At 71.9% G+C, this 16,119-nt stretch carries 13 protein-coding genes; 7 read left to right on the top strand and 6 right to left on the bottom strand.

Annotated elements, in window-relative coordinates:
- The first annotated feature begins 65 nt into the window (after positions 1-65).
- Positions 66-947 carry an alpha/beta fold hydrolase gene (locus tag ABD286_RS02170; RefSeq protein ID WP_344189825.1) on the top strand — a complete coding sequence of 294 codons (882 nt, stop codon included), beginning with the start codon at positions 66-68 and terminating at the stop codon, positions 945-947.
- A gap of 56 nt (positions 948-1,003) precedes the next feature.
- Here the strand turns inward: ABD286_RS02170 and ABD286_RS02165 are convergent, their stop codons facing one another.
- Positions 1,004-1,984: an MEDS domain-containing protein gene (locus ABD286_RS02165; RefSeq protein WP_344189823.1), complete on the bottom strand. Its 981-nt coding sequence runs from the start codon at positions 1,982-1,984 to the stop codon at positions 1,004-1,006.
- A 207-nt stretch (positions 1,985-2,191) separates the two neighbouring features.
- Between ABD286_RS02165 and ABD286_RS02160 the strand changes: the two genes are divergently transcribed.
- Positions 2,192-4,621 (top strand): glycoside hydrolase family 31 protein, encoded by a 2,430-nt coding sequence (locus tag ABD286_RS02160; protein WP_344189821.1) that lies wholly within the window; start codon positions 2,192-2,194, stop codon positions 4,619-4,621.
- A 44-nt stretch (positions 4,622-4,665) separates the two neighbouring features.
- On the opposite strand, the gene ABD286_RS02155 is transcribed toward ABD286_RS02160, so the two are convergent.
- Positions 4,666-6,246: an AMP-binding protein gene (locus tag ABD286_RS02155; protein ID WP_344189819.1), complete on the bottom strand. Its 1,581-nt coding sequence runs from the start codon at positions 6,244-6,246 to the stop codon at positions 4,666-4,668.
- A gap of 118 nt (positions 6,247-6,364) precedes the next feature.
- Here ABD286_RS02155 and ABD286_RS02150 point away from each other — a divergent pair, with 118 nt between their 5' ends.
- Positions 6,365-7,552, top strand: a complete 1,188-nt coding sequence (locus tag ABD286_RS02150; RefSeq protein ID WP_344189817.1) for an acetyl-CoA acetyltransferase — start codon at positions 6,365-6,367, stop codon at positions 7,550-7,552.
- A 2-nt stretch (positions 7,553-7,554) separates the two neighbouring features.
- Here the strand turns inward: ABD286_RS02150 and ABD286_RS02145 are convergent, their stop codons facing one another.
- The gene (locus ABD286_RS02145; RefSeq protein ID WP_344189815.1) at positions 7,555-8,487 is read right to left on the bottom strand and encodes a hypothetical protein; all 933 of its coding nucleotides are present in this window, start codon (positions 8,485-8,487) and stop codon (positions 7,555-7,557) included.
- 66 nt (positions 8,488-8,553) lie between these two features.
- Between ABD286_RS02145 and ABD286_RS02140 the strand changes: the two genes are divergently transcribed.
- Positions 8,554-9,330 carry an isocitrate lyase/PEP mutase family protein gene (locus tag ABD286_RS02140; RefSeq protein ID WP_344189813.1) on the top strand — a complete coding sequence of 259 codons (777 nt, stop codon included), beginning with the start codon at positions 8,554-8,556 and terminating at the stop codon, positions 9,328-9,330.
- A gap of 12 nt (positions 9,331-9,342) precedes the next feature.
- On the opposite strand, the gene ABD286_RS02135 is transcribed toward ABD286_RS02140, so the two are convergent.
- Positions 9,343-10,269, bottom strand: a complete 927-nt coding sequence (locus tag ABD286_RS02135) for an acetamidase/formamidase family protein (RefSeq protein ID WP_344189811.1) — start codon at positions 10,267-10,269, stop codon at positions 9,343-9,345.
- Positions 10,270-10,367: 98 nt separating this feature from the next.
- Here ABD286_RS02135 and ABD286_RS02130 point away from each other — a divergent pair, with 98 nt between their 5' ends.
- Positions 10,368-11,336 (top strand): aldo/keto reductase, encoded by a 969-nt coding sequence (locus ABD286_RS02130; protein WP_344189809.1) that lies wholly within the window; start codon positions 10,368-10,370, stop codon positions 11,334-11,336.
- 24 nt (positions 11,337-11,360) lie between these two features.
- Here the strand turns inward: ABD286_RS02130 and ABD286_RS02125 are convergent, their stop codons facing one another.
- Positions 11,361-12,386: a hemolysin family protein gene (locus tag ABD286_RS02125; protein ID WP_344189807.1), complete on the bottom strand. Its 1,026-nt coding sequence runs from the start codon at positions 12,384-12,386 to the stop codon at positions 11,361-11,363.
- On the bottom strand, positions 12,383-13,792 hold the full coding sequence (locus ABD286_RS02120; protein WP_344189805.1) for a hemolysin family protein: 1,410 nt from the start codon (positions 13,790-13,792) through the stop codon (positions 12,383-12,385). The genes ABD286_RS02125 and ABD286_RS02120 overlap by 4 nt, the downstream gene beginning before the upstream one ends.
- Before the next feature lie 264 nt (positions 13,793-14,056).
- Here ABD286_RS02120 and ABD286_RS02115 point away from each other — a divergent pair, with 264 nt between their 5' ends.
- Positions 14,057-14,959 (top strand): homocysteine S-methyltransferase family protein, encoded by a 903-nt coding sequence (locus ABD286_RS02115; protein WP_344189803.1) that lies wholly within the window; start codon positions 14,057-14,059, stop codon positions 14,957-14,959.
- Positions 14,940-16,112: an acyl-CoA dehydrogenase family protein gene (locus ABD286_RS02110; protein ID WP_344189801.1), complete on the top strand. Its 1,173-nt coding sequence runs from the start codon at positions 14,940-14,942 to the stop codon at positions 16,110-16,112. Before ABD286_RS02115 ends, ABD286_RS02110 begins: the two co-directional genes overlap by 20 nt.
- Positions 16,113-16,119 lie beyond the last annotated feature (7 nt).

Raw genomic sequence — 16,119 nt, 5'->3', positions numbered from 1 at the left:
GGCGGCGGTCTACGCCCGTGAGACCGCCACCGATGGCGTGCCATCCCCACAGCAAGGAGCACCAGATGACCAGCACCACCACCGCAGCAGACACTGCGGCGAACACGGCGACGCACAGCGCTGGGTCGAAGGGCGCCGGCACCATCGCCGAGGTCAACGGGCTGCAGATGTACTACGAGCTGCACGGCGAGGGGTCCCCGGTGGTGCTGCTGCACGGCGGGCTGGGTTCGGGGGAGATGTTCGGACCCGTCCTCACCCTGCTCGCCGAGCAGCACCGCGTCGTGCTCGTGGACCTCCAGGGCCACGGCCGCACCGCTGACATCGACCGACCGCTGGACCTGCACGCGATGGCCGACGACGTCGCGGCTCTGATCGACCACCTCGGGATCGTCGGAGCCGATGTGGTGGGCTACTCGCTGGGTGGGGGTGTGGCGCTCCAGACGGCGGTGCGGCACCCGGAGAAGTTCGGCCGCCTCGTCATGGCCAGCGCCAACATCAACTCCCGGGCCATCTACCCCGAGATGCGCGAGCAGCAGCGGCAGGTCAGCTCGGCCGCGCTGCCGTTCATGAAGGACACCCCGATGTTCGAGCTGTACCAGCGGGTGGCCCCGCGGCCGGAGGACTTCGGGCGGCTGCTCGACAAGGTCGGCGAGGCGATGCTTCCCGAGTTCGACTTCACCGAGCAGGTGCGCGGGCTGCAGGTCCCCACCCTGGTCGTGTGCGCCGACGCCGACATGGCGCCGCCGAGCCACTACGTCGAGGTGTTCACGCTCCTCGACGGAGGACAGCGCGACGGTGGGTGGATGGGCGAGGGGCGCCCGTCCGGCGGTCACGCGCTGGCGATCCTGCCGGGGCTGACGCACTACTCCCTGTGCAGCTCACCGTTGTTCGCGGCCGCCACCCTGGCATTCCTGGGCGACGACCGAGAGCCCGGACAGCCCGGCTGACCCGAGGAGGTCGTTGCGAGGGCCGAGGTCAGACCTCCGGGGTCAGACCTCCGAGGTCAGACCCCGGTGGAGATCTCGGCCCAGACGACCTTGCCGTCGGAGACGGCGTCGCAGCCCCAGCGCTCGGCGACCGCCTCGACGATGCTGACCCCACGCCCGTTCACCTCGGCGTCGGTGGGGCGGCCCTGCTCGAACCACCCGCGCTGGGCGTCGCGCACCGAGAGGTGCAGGACGCCGGGGGAGTGGTGGATGAAGACGCGGAACGGTGAGCCGGCGTGCAGGACCGCGTTGGTCGCCATCTCGGAGACGACGAGCAGGGCGTCGGCGGCGATGTGGTCGAGCTCCCAGTGCTCGAGGGTGGCGCCGACGAAACGGCGTGCTGCGGTGACCGCGGCCGTCGTCGGCACGAACACCTCGGTGCGCTGAGCCGTGGCGAGGTCGGCGACGTGCTCGCCGGGGTCGGCCGGGAGCGGCCGCGTCGACCCGTAGGTCGTGGGCGCCAGCACCTCCGAGTGCAGGGCGCAGGTCTCACGGATCTCGGCGAGCCCGGCGGAGGCGAGCAACGCCGTGGGGTAGCTGCACAGCAGGCCGACGTCGTGGTCGGCGATGACGTCGTTCCAGATGGTCTCGAGGTGCACGGCACCACCGACGTCTCCCTCCTGCCAGAGCAGGGTGACCATCTCGCCGAAGAGGCGCACGCGGCGGCCTCCGCCGGTCGCTGCGCCGACCTCGGTCCGCATCTCGTCCTCGAACCGTTCGAGGTCGAGCCGGCCCTCAGGACGGAAGTCGTCGAGCACGGTCTGGGCGTCCCGCAGGTCCAGCCGACCGCTCTCGACGAGGGCCGCGACGTCGGTGCCCAGGTCCTCGAGCGCGGCACTGATCGCGCTGCGGTGCGCCGGGGTGGCGACGAGCAGGACACCGTCCCCAGCCTGCAGACCCTCGTGCGCGTATGCGGCCACCGCCGAGACGATCTCGGAGTCGTGGTCGTAGAAGATCACCGCGTGGTCATGGGGTGCGGCCACCGGGGTCGCTGGCACTTCTGCACTGTACGCCGGAATGCACGGGCGACGGCAGGTTTCGGACGACTTGTCTCGGCGGTCGGCGAGGTGGACGCCCCACCGCCGACGGCACCAGAATGAGGCGGCGCCGAGCGAGGCGAACCGGCCCACGCCGCGCACGGTCCGGCGCCCGGCGCGCACCTCGTGCGACCAGTCCCGTTCCGTCCCACCGAGAGGCCTTTCCTCGTGCTGCAGACCGACCACTTCATCCGCTTCGAGAAGGTCGGGACGGTCACGGGGACCGACCGCGGGCTGCTGGCCGAGGTGGAGTCGGAGCAGCTGCGCGTCGACCTGGTCAGCGACGACGTGGTGCGCGTCAAGATGAGTCGCGGAGGGGTCTTCGACGAGTCCCCGACGTTCGCGGTCTGCGTCGACCCGATGGCAGGACCGGTCGAGTTCGCGCTGGCCCGGGACGAGGAACGGGTGACGCTCACGACGTCGGCCATGGTCGTGTCGCTGTGGCTCGCACCGTTCCGGCTCGACGTGCACCGCACCGACGGCAGCGCCGTCGTGGAGACCGCCGCCGACGAGCAGGGCCGCTACTGGGCCTACGCCACGCTCAACGACACGTTCACCGTGCGCCGTCGGTGCCGCCAGGAGGACGCGGTCTTCGGCCTCGGCGAGAAGTCGGGGAGGCACAACCGCAAGGGCCGCGACTTCACCATGTGGAACACCGACGTCCTCAGCCCCGACGCCGCCGGCGAGTTCACCGCGGGCAAGGCGGAGGGCGACCCCCGCGGCGACCGGACGAGCGTCGAGTTCGACCCGTTCTACGTGACGATCCCGTTCTTCTACCACCAGACCTACCCCGCCGGTTCGATGGCGGCCTCGTTCATGGACAACGGCTACCGGGGCGAGTACGAGTTCTCGGCGCACGACGAGTACCGCGTGACGTTCCGCGGTGGACAGTGGACCGAGTACATCTTCGCCGGGCCGGACATGCCGCAGATCCTGACGCGGTACACCGCCCTCACCGGGCGAACCCAGCTGCCGCCGCTCTGGTCGTTGGGCTACCACCAGTGCCGCTGGTTCGACTACACCGAGGACGCGGTCGAGGCGCTGGGCAGGCGCCACCGCGACGACGAGATCCCCTGCGACGCACTGTGGCTCGACATCGACTACATGGACGGCTACCGCGTCTTCACCTGGGACACCGAGAAGTTCCCCGATGCCCCGGGGATGCTCGAGCGGCTCTCCGACCAGGGGTTCAAGGTCATCACGATCATCGACCCCGGCGTGAAGTGGGACCCCGGCTACGCCGTCTTCGACGAGGGTGTGGAGCGCGACGTCTTCTGCCGCACCGCCGGGGGCGACACCTACATCGGCCAGGTCTGGCCGGGCAACACCGCGTTCCCGGACTTCGTCACCGAGGAGGCGCGCGAGTGGTGGGGCGGGCTCAACGCCAAGCACGTGCAGTCCGGGATCGCAGGCATCTGGAACGACATGAACGAGCCGGCCACCGGCTCCATCGCCCCCGACGGGATGCGTTTCGGCAGAGGCGAGTTCGCCCATGAGCGCTACCGCAACCAGTACGCCCTGCTCATGGCGATGGGCACGACGCAGGGGCTCCAGGACGCCATGCCGGAGCTGCGGACCTTCATCTTGTCGCGCGCCGGGTTCGCCGGGATCCAGCGGTACGCCGCGAACTGGATGGGGGACAACCTCTCCCGTTGGGACCACCTGTGGCTGAGCATCGCGATGGGTTCGGGCTTCGGGGTGTCCGGGCAGGCCTTCGTCGGCGCCGACGTGGGCGGCTTCGCGGGCAGCTCCGACCCGGAGCTGTTCACGCGGTGGATGCAGTACGGGGTGCTCACGCCGTTCTGCCGCAACCACTCGATGATCGGCAACGTCGACCAGTACGCCTGGGCGTTCGGGCCGGTCGTGGAGGACATCGTCCGCGACGCGATCCGGCTGCGTTACCGACTGATGCCGTACATCTACAGCGCGTTCGTGCGGGCGTCCCTGACCGGGGAGCCGGTGCAGCGGCCGATGGTCTTCGACCACCAGTACGACGGAACGGTCCGCGACATCGACGACCAGTACCTCTTCGGGACCGACCTCCTCGTCGCCCCGGTGACCGAGGCCGGGACGACCTCGCGGCAGGTCCACCTGCCCGACGGTGACTGGTACGACTGGCACTCCGCCGAGCTGCACCGCGGTCGGTCCTTCGTCGTGGCGTCGACCCCGATGGACCGGATCCCGGTGTACGCCCGTGGTGGGGCGGTCATCCCGATGTGGGAGACAGCGCCTGCCTCGACCGACGGGTTCCACCCGGACGCGATCGAGCTGCACGTGTTCGTCCCGCACTCGGACGGTGCGCACACGTCGAGGTTGGTGGAGGACGACGGCCTCACCACCGCCTCCGTCGACGGGGCTGCCTGGCGCACGACCTTCACCCTGACGCGCTCGGGGTCGCAGGTCACGGTCGCGGCACAGGTCGAGGGTGACGGCTACCCGCAGTTCCGTCGGGAGGTCTTCCACCTCGTCGTGCACGGGGCGCAGCCGACCGCGGTGGACCTCGGCGACGTCAGCGTGGCGCCCGGCCCGCAGGCGGGTGGGGCCACCTTCGTGCTGCCCGTCGCCGCAGAGGACTTCACCGCCACCTTCCACGTCTGAGCCAGAGCGCGGCGGGCCAGCGTTGGGCCTCAGTGGGGGCGGAGTCAGGTCTGCGCGTCGCGGTCCCACGTCGCTGCCGTGACCGCCCGGGTGCGCAGCTCCTGCTTGCGCACCTTGGCGGTCGGCGTCCTCGGCAGCTCGGCGAGGATCTCGACGTACCGCGGTCGGGCGAACCGCGGCAGCACCCGGTCGGCATGCCCTGCAACGGCTTCCGGCGTGAGGCAGATCCCGTCCTCGGGGACGACGGCGAGCATCACCTCGTCCTCGGTGCCCTCGGCACCGGCCGGCACGGCATACGCGGCGACCTCGGCGACACCGGCGAGATCGGCGACGGCCGACTCCACCTCGTAGGAGGAGATGTTCTCGCCGCGGCGACGGATGCAGTCCTTGGTGCGGTCCACGAATGTCACCCAACCGTCCTCGTCCATCGTCCCGGAGTCCCCGGTGTGGAACCAGAAGCTGCGCCACGCGGCCACGGTTGCCTCCGGCTGGCCGAGGTAGCCGGACATGAAGCCGGAAGGAATCCGTGGGCGGACCATGATCTCGCCGACATCACCAGTGGCGACGGGGAGGTCGGTGTCGGGCTCGCGGACCGACACCTCGAAGAAGCGGTCGAGGGCGACGCCGGCGGTGCCGGGTCGAGTGGTGCCGAGCCGTCCGTAGAGCGGGATGTTGACCTCGGTCATGCCGTACGCCGTCACGACCTCGGCGACGCCGAACCGCTCGCGCCAGGCGGCCTCGTGGGCGGGTGGGTTGGGGACGGGGCAGATGACGCGCAGGGCGTGGTCGGTGTCGGTGTCCGCGGGCGGTTGGGCGATGACGAACTGCGACATCGCCCCGAGGGTGTTGGTCACCGTGCAGCGGTGCTCGCGGATGTCGGCCAGCCAGGCGCTGGCGCTGAAGCGGGGACGCAGGACCGCGTGCGCCCCGGCGATGAGGGTCGCGTAGAGCTGCATGAACAAGCCGTTGGCGTGGAACAGCGGCATCGTGACGTAGTAGCGGTCCGCGCTCGTGAGCCCCAGCCCTTCGATCGTGCCGCGTCCGAACAGGTAGCAGTGCGCGTGCGGCATCAGGACGCCCTTGGAGGGTCCGGTAGTGCCGGACGTGAAGATGACGCACGCGGTGTCGGACGCCGTCGGCAGCGGCCCGTCCCAGCCCTCCTCGTCACCAGGCTCGTCACCCGGCTCGTCACCCGACTCGTCGAACCCCTCGTGCGTCACCAGCCGGACGCCCGGCAGGTCCGGGAGGACCTCCCGCACGGCCGCCAGTGCGTCGCCGCCGGCGACGACCACGCGGGCCCCGGACTGTCGCAGCTGGTGGGCCAGGAAGTCGCCGGTCAGCGCGGTGTTGACCGGGACGAGGACCGCGCCGAGCCGCCCCAACCCGAGCCACAGCCGGACGAAGTCCAGACCGCTCGGGAGGAGGACGGCCACGGCGTCACCGGGGCGCACGCCGAGGGCGGACCAGCGCGCGGCGACGGATCGCGCCTCACGGGCGGCCGCGGCATACGTGAGCTCGCCCTCACCCAGCACCGTGAGGAAGGTGTCCTCGCCGCGCGCGGCGGCCTGGGCGTCCACCACCTCGGGGAGGGTCCAGTGACGCGGGTCGTCGAGGTGCTCGTACACAGCCGCTACCCCACCACGGCACGGCCGTCGGCTCCGTGTGCGCTACCGCCACTTCCGTGGGCGAGAGGGGTGGGCCACCACCATGGCTCGTCAGCAGGGCGCGGCTAACCTGCTGGACATGAGCCTGCAGGAGAAGTTCGGAACCGATGTCCTGCTCACCGGATGGGGGCACACGCCGTTCGGCCGCCTGGAGGGGGAGAGCGTCGAGTCGCTCGTGGTGACCGCGGCGACGCAGGCCCTCGAGGCCGCCGGCGTGGAGCCGGGCGCGGTGGACGAGATCTACCTGGGCCAGTTCAACTCGGGGATGGTGCCGCTCGGCTTCCCGTCGTCCTTGGCCCTGCAGGTCTCGCCGGACCTCGCCAACACCCCGTCGACCCGGGTCGAGAACGCCTGCGCCTCGGGGTCGGCCGCGTTCCAGCAGGGCGTCAAGGCGCTGCTCGCGGGGACGGCCCGGACCGTGCTGGTCGTCGGGGCCGAGAAGATGACGCACGCCACCCCGGACGTCGTGGGGGCTGCGCTGCTCGGCGCCGACTACGAGCTCGCGGGGACGGCATCCTCGACGGGGTTCGCCGGCATCTTCGCCGAGGTCGCCCGGCACTACGAGAAGCAGTACGGCCCCGTCTCGGACACCCTCGGCCTCATCGCGGCCAAGAACCACCGCAACGGCGTCCGCAACCCCTGGGCGCAGCTGCGCAAGGACCTCGGCGAGGAGTTCTGCCAGACCACGTCCGAGCGCAACCCCGTCGTGGCCGAGCCGTTGCGGCGCACCGACTGCTCGCCGATCTCCGACGGTGCTGCGGCGGTCGTGCTCAGCACCTCGCCGACGGACGGCGCCGCCACAGATCCGGTGCGGCTCAAGGGGTTCGGCCACGCCAACGACTTCCTCCCCACGACCTCACGCGACCCGCTGGAGCTCGCGGGCAGCGTCGCGGCCTGGGCCCGAGCGCTGGAGATGGCCGGGGTCGGGCTGGACGACCTCGACCTCGCCGAGGTGCACGACTGCTTCACCATCGCCGAGCTCGTGCTCTACGAGGTGATGGGGCTGACGCCGCGCGGCGAGGGCCGCCGCGCGCTGGACGAGGGGTGGGTCGTCCCCGGGGGCCGGCTCCCGGTGAACGTCTCCGGTGGGCTCAAGTCCAAGGGCCACCCCGTGGGGGCCACCGGGGTGTCGCAGCACGTGCTTGCCGCGATGCAACTGACCGGCACCGCGGGTGACATGCAGCTGGACTCCCCGCGCATCGCCGCCGTCCACAACATGGGTGGGTTGGCCGTCGCCAACTATGTGAGCGTGCTCGCCGCCGTCTGACGTCAGCGCCATCCCGGGGTGTGCACGGGGCACCGGCCCTCGGTGTGCGTGCTGCGACGGCGTACCGCGGTGCGCACGGCCCAGCGGATCCGCCGACGCGCCAGCACGAGCAGCACCCCCGCCCACAGGGCGATCGCCCACCCCCGCGGCCCGACAGGAGGGTCCGGCACGGGCGGGTAGCCGCCCTCGTCCAGCCCGGCGGACTGCTCGAAGTGGTTCTCGGACACCGGGAACAACGTCTCGTCCACGAGGTAGGCCAGGGGCAGCAGTGCCACGCCGCCGACCAGCGTCAGCACCGCCCACTGGTCGACGTGGCGCGACTCGTGCCGGGCGAGCAGCTCGGCGCGGATCGGGTTCATCCGCGGGGTCGGCGAGGCGAGGAACACCTCCCCGACGACCCCACCGTTGAGGTCCTTGGCCGCCGGGATGAAGACCAGCGTGATCTGGGGGTCGCCCACGCTGCACAGGCCACGCCCCTGGAGCTCGGCGAAGCCGAGAGCGAGACCGCTGGCGGGGGCGGTCAGCAGCGACCGCACCCTGGAGCGCAGTGGGGCCGGTGCAGGCATGAGCGGGTCGGTGACGCTGCGCCCCTCGGCGATGGACGTGGGGGCGAGGCAGGCGGGCAGGGCGCGGGCCCGCTGGGAGACGCGCAGGCCGACGCCGACGACGGAGAGCAGCGCCAGCACGACCATGGCGGCGAGGAGGCGTCGGTGACGGCGCTGGCACAGGTCGCACGCCAGCACCCGTCGAGGCCGCAGGTGTCGGGACCGGGGGAGGACGAGCAGGAGGCCGAGGACGCCGGCGCCCGCGAACGCGACCAGCGCCCACACGACCCGCATCGGGCCGGAGGTGGGCCGTCGTCGCGGTCCTGCGCCGTCGTCCACGAGGCCATTCTGCGGCTCGCGGAGCGGGGTGCGCCAGCGAGTGGAGGGCATCGGGATCCGCTTGTCCCGGTTCGCGCTCAGAAGGCCGATTCGTTCTGGCTCAAGTAGTTTCGAGACATGGCAACCACCGCTGACAAGGCCCGCGAACTCCTCCGACTCCACACCGACCCCGAGCTCCTGCTCGTCGTCAACGTCTGGGACGTCATCACGGCGACGGTCGTCGCGGACACCCCCGGCACCAAGGCGCTGGCCACGGCCAGCCACTCCATCGCCGCCTCCCACGGGTACCCCGACGGCGAGCAGATCCCGCGCGACCTCATGATCGAGGCCGTCGGCCGGATCGCCGCAGCGGTCGACCTCCCCGTGACCGCAGACCTCGAGGGGGGCTACGGCGACGCCGGCGAGACGATCAGCCGGGCGATCGACGTCGGCATCGTCGGGGCGAACCTCGAGGACCAGATGAAGCCGCTCGCCGACTCGGTGAAGGCCGTCGAGGCCGCGGTGGCCGCGGGCGAGAAGGCCGGGATCCCGTTCGTCCTCAACGCCCGCACGGACGCCTACGTCAAGGCCGGTGACCGCGACCCGCAGGACGTCCTGGCCGACGCCATCGAGCGCGGCCGGGCCTACCTCGACGCCGGTGCCTCGACGTTCTTCGTCCCCGGAAAGCTCGACGAGGCTGCCGTCACCGCCCTCGTCGACGCCCTCGGCCCCCAGAAGGTCAACCTCATCGGTGTCCCCGGCTCGCTGCCCCTCGCCAAGCTCCAGGAGCTCGGCGTCGCCCGCGTCTCCTACGGCCCGTGGAGCCAGAACGTCGCGCTCACGGCCCTGGCCACCCTCGCCGAGGACGTCTACGCCGGTGGTGGGCTCCCGGAGGGGACCCGCAAGCTCAACTGATCCCGCGCAGGGTCACCCGCGCCGTACGGCGTCGTGCCCGAGGGAGGCGTGCACGCCCCAGGTCTGGTTGGCGACCTGGGTGACGTGCAGGTCGACCGCGGCGCTCGCCAGGGCCAGCGCCTCGGCGCGGGTGACCTCCAGCAGGACCTCCATCCACGTGACCATGGCATCCAGCGCCGCAGCGGTGGCGGTGTTGAGATCGGGGTCGAACCCCAGGGTGAGCCGGGCCGTCGGCGTGACGGCGTGCACCGAGCGCAGCGGCGGGTCGCTGACGAGGTCGAGGACCATGGTCGTCGTCATCGGGCACTCGATGGCGGTGCCGCCCACCTCGCCGTGGCCCTGCGCCGCGTGGCCGTCCCCGGCGGTGAGCAGGGCGCCGGGGACGTTCACCGGCAGGAACAGCGTCGACCCGGCGACGAGGTCACGGCAGTCGATGTTGCCGCCGCTCTCGGGCCGTGGCGGGACGGTCGACAGCTCCTCGTCGACGTCGCACGCCACCCCGACGACGCCGAGGAACGGAGCCAGCGGCACGGCATACCCGAGGTGGCTGCGGGCGAGGCCCGCAGCGGGGTCGACCTCCCACAGCAGGTGACCACCACGGCCCTCCCCGAGACCGAGCTGGTGGTTGAGCCAGGAGTCGGCGCCACCCGAGGCGGTCCACCCCCACGGGCCGGGCTCGATCGCCGTGAAGTGGACGGACAGCACGTCACCGGGCTCCGCGCCCCGAACGGCCACCGGGCCGGTGAGGCAGTGCCCGCGGCGGGGGCTGAACATCCGGGGTCGCTCCTCGCCGGGCACCTGCTGCCGCTCGAGGTGGCCACCCGAGTCCAACGACTCGAGGACCACCGTGTCGCCGGGCTGCACCGTGAGCACGGGAGTGCTGTCGCGGGAGATCGTCTCGACGACGGTGTGGGGGCTGACGGCCAGCTGGTGGATCACGAGGTTCCTTGGGGTGGCGGGGGACGCACGACGAGGTGACGATGGGGACGAACCCAGCCACCCTCGCACGTGAGGGTGGTCCCTGCAGAGAGGACCCCATGGAGTACGTGAAGCTCGGAGCGACAGGACTGGACGTCTCGCGGATCGTGCTGGGGTGCATGAGCTTCGGGGGGCCGGACCGGGGCAACCACGCCTGGACGCTCGACGAGGACGCCAGCCGGCCGCTGCTCCGGCAGGCCGTCGACGCCGGCATCACGTTCTTCGACACGGCGAACGTGTACTCCGCCGGGAGCAGCGAGGAGATCGTCGGTCGGGCCCTCGCGGAGCACGGGCGGCGGGACGAGTTCGTCATCGCGACCAAGGTGCACGGACGGATGCACGACGGTCCGAACGGGGCGGGCCTGTCCCGCAAGGCGATCCTCGCCGCCATCGATGCGAGCCTGACCCGCCTCGGGACCGACTTCGTCGACCTCTACCAGATCCACCGGTGGGACCCGCACACGCCGATCGAGGAGACGATGGAGGCGCTGCACGACGTCGTCCGCTCCGGCAAGGTCCGCTACCTCGGCGCGTCCTCGATGTGGGCGTGGCAGTTCGCCAAGGCGCAGGAGACCGCGCGGGCGAACGGCTGGACGCCGTTCGTGTCGATGCAGGACCACTACAACCTCCTCAACCGCGAGGAGGAACGCGAGATGCTGCCGCTCTGCGCCGACCAGGGGGTCGGGGTCATCCCGTGGAGCCCGCTCGCGCGGGGCCTGCTCACCCGTGAGTGGGGTGAGCAGACCAGCCGCAGCCAGACCGACGAGTTCGGCGCCACCCTGTACGGCGACGCCGACCGTGCCGTCGTCGACGCCGTCGGTGAGGTGGCCGCGGCCCGGGGGATCCCCCGCGCGCAGGTCGCCCTCGCGTGGGTGCTGCGCAACCCGGCGGTCACCGCGCCGATCGTGGGCGCGACCCGGGCCGGCCACCTCGAGGACGCCGTGGCCGCGCTGGACGTCGAGCTCACCGACGACGAGGTGGCTGCGCTCGAGGCGCCGTACGTGCCGCACGCCCCCGCCGGCTTCTAGTCGCGCGACCCGGCGGGCCCTCGGTCAGGCGGGTACCGGCGACGCGTCGGGCTCGGGCATCAGGCGCTGGAGGATGTCCGGGACGCCGACCACCCCGAGCGCCGGTCCACCGGGCTCGGCGACGACGACGAGCTGGGTGCTCGTCTGCTTCATCCGGGTGAGCGCCTGGTGCACCAGGGCGGCCGGCGGCATGGTCTCGGGTCGACGCATCAGCTCGGTGACCGGTTGCTCCGGCGCGCTGGTGAGGGCGTCACGGACGTGGACCACGCCGCGTACGTGCCGTCCCTCCCGCACGAGCACGCGGAGGTGACCGGTGCGTCGCGAGGTCTCCCACAGGTCGGCTGCGGTCGCGTCGACCCCCACCTCCGTGAGCGTGCGGTCGTCCTCGACGAGGTCGGCCAGCGTCAGGGTCTGCAGGTCGAGGGCGCCGGCGAGCTGTGAGGAGTAGGACGTGTCGAGCGCGCCGACGTTCGTCGAGTGCTCGAGCAGCGAACGAAGGTCCTCCGGGCTGCGACCGGAGGCGACCTGGTCGGTCGGCTCGACACCCACGCGGTGCAGGCACCAGTTCGCCGCAGCGTTGAGCGAGCGCAGCAGCGGCCGGGTCAGGAACATGAAGCCGCGCATCGGCAGGGCCAGCATCGTCGCCGAGCGCTCGGGGTGCGCGATCGCCCACGACTTGGGGGCCATCTCGCCGACCACGAGGTGCAGGAACGTCACGATGACCAGCGCGAGGACGAAGGCGACCACGTCGGCGCCCCACGTCGGCAGGCCGGCGGCCTCGAGCGGGGGCATCAGCCAGTGGTGCACCGCGGGCTTGGTGATCGCACCGAGGGCCAGCGTGCAGACGGTGATGCCGAGCTGGGACCCGGCCAGCAGCAGGGTCAGCTCGTGCGAGCTCCGCAGGGCCGCCCGGGCGGCGCGGCTGGTGTGCGCGGCGTCCTGGAGGCGGTGCCGCTTGGCCGACATGAGCGCGAACTCGATGGCGACGAAGAAGGCGGAGAGCCCGATGATGGCGATGGTGGCAACGATGACCACCCAGGGGCTGCTCACGACTGCTCCTCAAGCTGGTGGCCCGCGGACCGTTCCGCAGGGACCGGGGGTTCGGCCTGGTCGACCCGCAGCCGGACGCTGGCGGGGACGTAGCGTTCGACCTCGAGCACCTCGACGGTCATGACGTACGGCGTGGGCTCACCGTCCTCGGCCAGCTCGGCCGGGTCGATGGGCAGCTCCACGGTGACGACGTCACCGGGGTCGGGCAGGGCGCCGTGGTGGGCGATGACGAACCCGGACACCGTCTCGTAGTCGCCGATCGGCAGCGTGTGGCCCAGCACCCGCTCGGCCTCGTCGAGGGGCAGGTCGCCCGACATCACCCACGAGCCGTCGGCGGCAGGTTCGTGGACGGGTTCGACGACATCGCCGTCGTGCTCGTCGGTGAGCTCGCCGACGAGCTCCTCGGCCATGTCCTCCAGCGTCAGGATGCCGGCGAAGGAGCCGTACTCGTCGATGACGCAGGCGAGCTCGCGCCGGCGGCCGACGAGCTCGCGGACCGCGTCGGGCAGCGCCATCGTCGTCGGCACGACGACCGGCTCCTGCATGAGCTCGGTGACCGACCGGGCCCCGAGACCGGAGGTGGCGAGCACGTCGTAGAGCTCGACGACGCCGAGGACGCTGTTGCCGTCGTCGGCGAGCACGGGGTAGCGCGAGTGGCCGCCGGCCATCAGGGCGCGGACATCGTCGACGGTCTGGCGCGGGTCCACGGTGTCGACCCGCGGACGGGGCACCATCGCGTGCTCCACGTCGCGGCGCGGGAAGTCGAGGATGCGCTCGAGCAGCAGCGAGAGCTCGGGGGAGAGGTCACCGCTGTCGCGGGACTCGGCGACGATGTGCTCGAGGTCGCGGGCGCTCGCCGAGTGCTCGACGTCGTGCACGGGCTCGATGCCCAGGGCCTTGAGCAGGAGGTTGGACGCCCGGTCGAAGACCTGGATCAGCCAGCCGAAGACCTTGAGGTAGATCGTCGTCGAGCGGGACAGCCAGCGGGCGATCGGCTCGGGGCGGGCGATGGCGAGGTTCTTCGGGAAGAGCTCGCCGAACAGCATCTGCACCACCGTCGAGAAGCCGAGGGCGATGACGGTGCCGACGGCCAGGCCCACCCCGGTCGGCACGGGGGTGCCCCCGAGCAGGTCGGAGATCGACTCACCGATGAGGGGCTCGGCGACATAGCCGACGACGAGGCCGGTCACGGTGATGCCGAGCTGGGCGCCGGAGAGCATGAAGGAGGTGCGCCGGGTGACGGCCAGGGCGCGGGCGGCGACGGGGTCGCCGGCCTCGGCGCGGGCGGCGAGGCGGGACCGGTCGACCGCCATGTAGGCGAACTCCTGGGCCACGAAGTAGCCGGTCAGGCCGGTGATGAGCAGGACGACGAGGATTCCGAGCAGGAGGGACAGGACCGCGGTCACGCGTCAGCTCCACCGTGGGTTCGGGTGCGGACGGGCGCGCCGGGCTGTCCCGGCGTACTGGGGGGTTCCATGGTTCTCCGTGGTCGGGTGCTCTGGTGCGGGCAGGATCACTCGTGGTGCGCAACGACGTCGGGGCCCGTGGGGTTCCGACGTCGGCGCACACCATGGTGCCGCACACCGGGCCCAGGCACCCACTCGCGACGAGCCGGAGGTGCCGGGGCGGAACCATCGACGCGAAGCCCTCCGCGGTCGTACCGTGGTCGGGTGCGCCTCACCGACGGCGGCCTCGAGACCTCCCTGATCTTCGGCCAGGGCCTCGACCTGCCGGACTTCGCCGCCTTCCCGCTGCTCGACAACGAGCAGGGCAGGACCGCGATCCGGACCTACTGGGCGCCCTACCTCGAGACGGCCCGCGCCCACGGGGTGCCCTTCCTCGTGGACACCGTCACGTGGCGGGCGAACCCGGACTGGGGCCGGCGGCTGGGTTACGACGCCGCCGCGCTGCGCGACGTCCACACCGAGTCGGTGCAGCTGGCGCGCGAGATCGCGGGCGAGCTGCCTGACGCGACCGTCAACGGTGTGCTGGGCCCTCGCGGCGACGGCTACGTCGTGGGTCACGAGATGACGGCCGCCGAGGCGGCGCAGTACCACCGGCCCCAGGTGGCGGCGCTCGCCGAGGCGGGTGCCGACCAGGTGTCGCTGCTGACCATCACCTATGTCGCCGAGGCGGTCGGGTTCGTCCGCGCTGCGGCCGAGGTCGGGGTCCCGTGCGTGGTGTCGTTCACCGTGGAGACCGACGGCCGGGTGCCGAGCGGGGTCACCCTGCGCGACGCCGTGGAGGTCGTCGACCACGAGACGGACGGGTCGGCTGCCGGGTTCATGGTCAACTGCGCCCATCCCGACCACGTGGCCCCGGCGTTCGACGACGGGGCGTGGGTGCAGCGCGTGGTGGGCTTCCGTGGCAACGCGTCCCGGATGAGCCATGCCGAGCTGGACGCGGCGGAGGAGCTCGACGCCGGTGACCCGGACGAGCTCGCGCAGGGGTATGCCGCGCTGCTGGGTCGGCTGCCCGCCCTCGACGTGGTGGGTGGGTGCTGCGGCACCGACGACCGGCACGTGCGGGCCATCGCGGCTACCGTGCTGGAGCATGGGCGCACCGACCACTGACTTCTACGGGCTCGAGGGCCTCCTCGACGACGACGAGCGGCAGATCCTGCTCGGGATGCGGGAGTTCCTCGCCCGCGAGGTGGCGCCGATCATCACCGACCACTGGGTGCGGGCGACCTTCCCGTTCGAGATCGTCCCCGGGCTGGCCGCGCTGGGCACCGCCGGACTCGCCTTCGACGGACCCGGCGGGGGCAGGCGTCGGTTCCTGCTCGACGGCATGCTCGCCATGGAGATGGCCCGCGTCGACCCGTCCATCGCCACCTTCCACGGCGTGCACAGCGGACTCGCGATGGGTTCGATCCAGCTCTGCGGCTCCGAGGAGCAGAAGGAGCGCTGGCTCCCCGCGATGGCACGGTGGGAGAAGATCGGCGCGTTCGGGCTCACCGAGCCCGACGCCGGGTCCGGGGCGGCCGGGGGACTGACCACCACCGCCACGCGGGACGGGGACGAGTGGGTGCTCGACGGCGAGAAGAAGTGGATCGGCAACGCCACCTTCGCCGATCTCACCATCATCTGGGCCCGCGACACCGCGAGCGACGAGGTTCTCGGCTTCGTCGTGGAGAAGGACACGCCGGGCTTCAGCACCGAGCCCATCGGCGACAAGATCGCGCTGCGCGTCGTCCAGAACGCCCACATCACCCTCGACGGGGTCCGGGTGCCCGAGGCCAACCGCCTCCAGGGCGCCAACTCCTTCGAGGACACCGGCCGGGTGCTGCTCATGACACGCGCCGGGGTGGCGTGGATGGCGGTCGGCTGTGCGCTCGGGGCCTACGAGCACGCGCTCGCGTACGCCACCGAGCGGGAGCAGTTCGGCCAGAAGATCGCCGGGTTCCAGCTCATCCAGGACCTGCTCGTCCAGATGCTCGGCAACACCACGGCCTCTGCCACCCTCTGCGTCCAGCTCAGCCAGCTCCAGGACGCCGGGAAGGCCACCGACGCGCAGGCCTCGCTGGCCAAGGCGTTCTGCACCGTGCGGATGCGCGAGACGGTCGGCTACGCGCGGGAGCTGTTGGGCGGCAACGGGATCCTGCTCGACCACCAGGTCGGGCGGTTCGTCGCGGACGCCGAGGCGATCTACTCCTACGAGGGCACGCGGGAGATCAACACCCTCATCGTGGGCAGGGACATCACCGGCATCGGGGCGTTCGTCTAGGGGCCGG

The sequence above is a fragment of the Pedococcus aerophilus genome, assembly GCF_039532215.1.
In the GTDB taxonomy this organism is placed as follows: domain Bacteria; phylum Actinomycetota; class Actinomycetes; order Actinomycetales; family Dermatophilaceae; genus Pedococcus; species Pedococcus aerophilus.
The sequence above is the reverse complement of the archived record's forward strand: the minus strand, read 5'-3'. Positions and strand labels throughout refer to the sequence as shown.

Excerpts from the sequence above, each read along its gene's own strand:
- ABD286_RS02170 (WP_344189825.1), top strand. The coding sequence starts at position 66 with ATGACCAGCACCACCACCGCAGCAGACACTGCGGCGAACACGGCGACG.
- ABD286_RS02150 (WP_344189817.1), top strand. The coding sequence starts at position 6,365 with ATGAGCCTGCAGGAGAAGTTCGGAACCGATGTCCTGCTCACCGGATGG.
- ABD286_RS02145 (WP_344189815.1), bottom strand. The coding sequence starts at position 8,487 with ATGCCCTCCACTCGCTGGCGCACCCCGCTCCGCGAGCCGCAGAATGGC.
- ABD286_RS02140 (WP_344189813.1), top strand. The coding sequence starts at position 8,554 with ATGGCAACCACCGCTGACAAGGCCCGCGAACTCCTCCGACTCCACACC.
- ABD286_RS02130 (WP_344189809.1), top strand. The coding sequence starts at position 10,368 with ATGGAGTACGTGAAGCTCGGAGCGACAGGACTGGACGTCTCGCGGATC.
- ABD286_RS02110 (WP_344189801.1), top strand. The coding sequence starts at position 14,940 with ATGGGCGCACCGACCACTGACTTCTACGGGCTCGAGGGCCTCCTCGAC.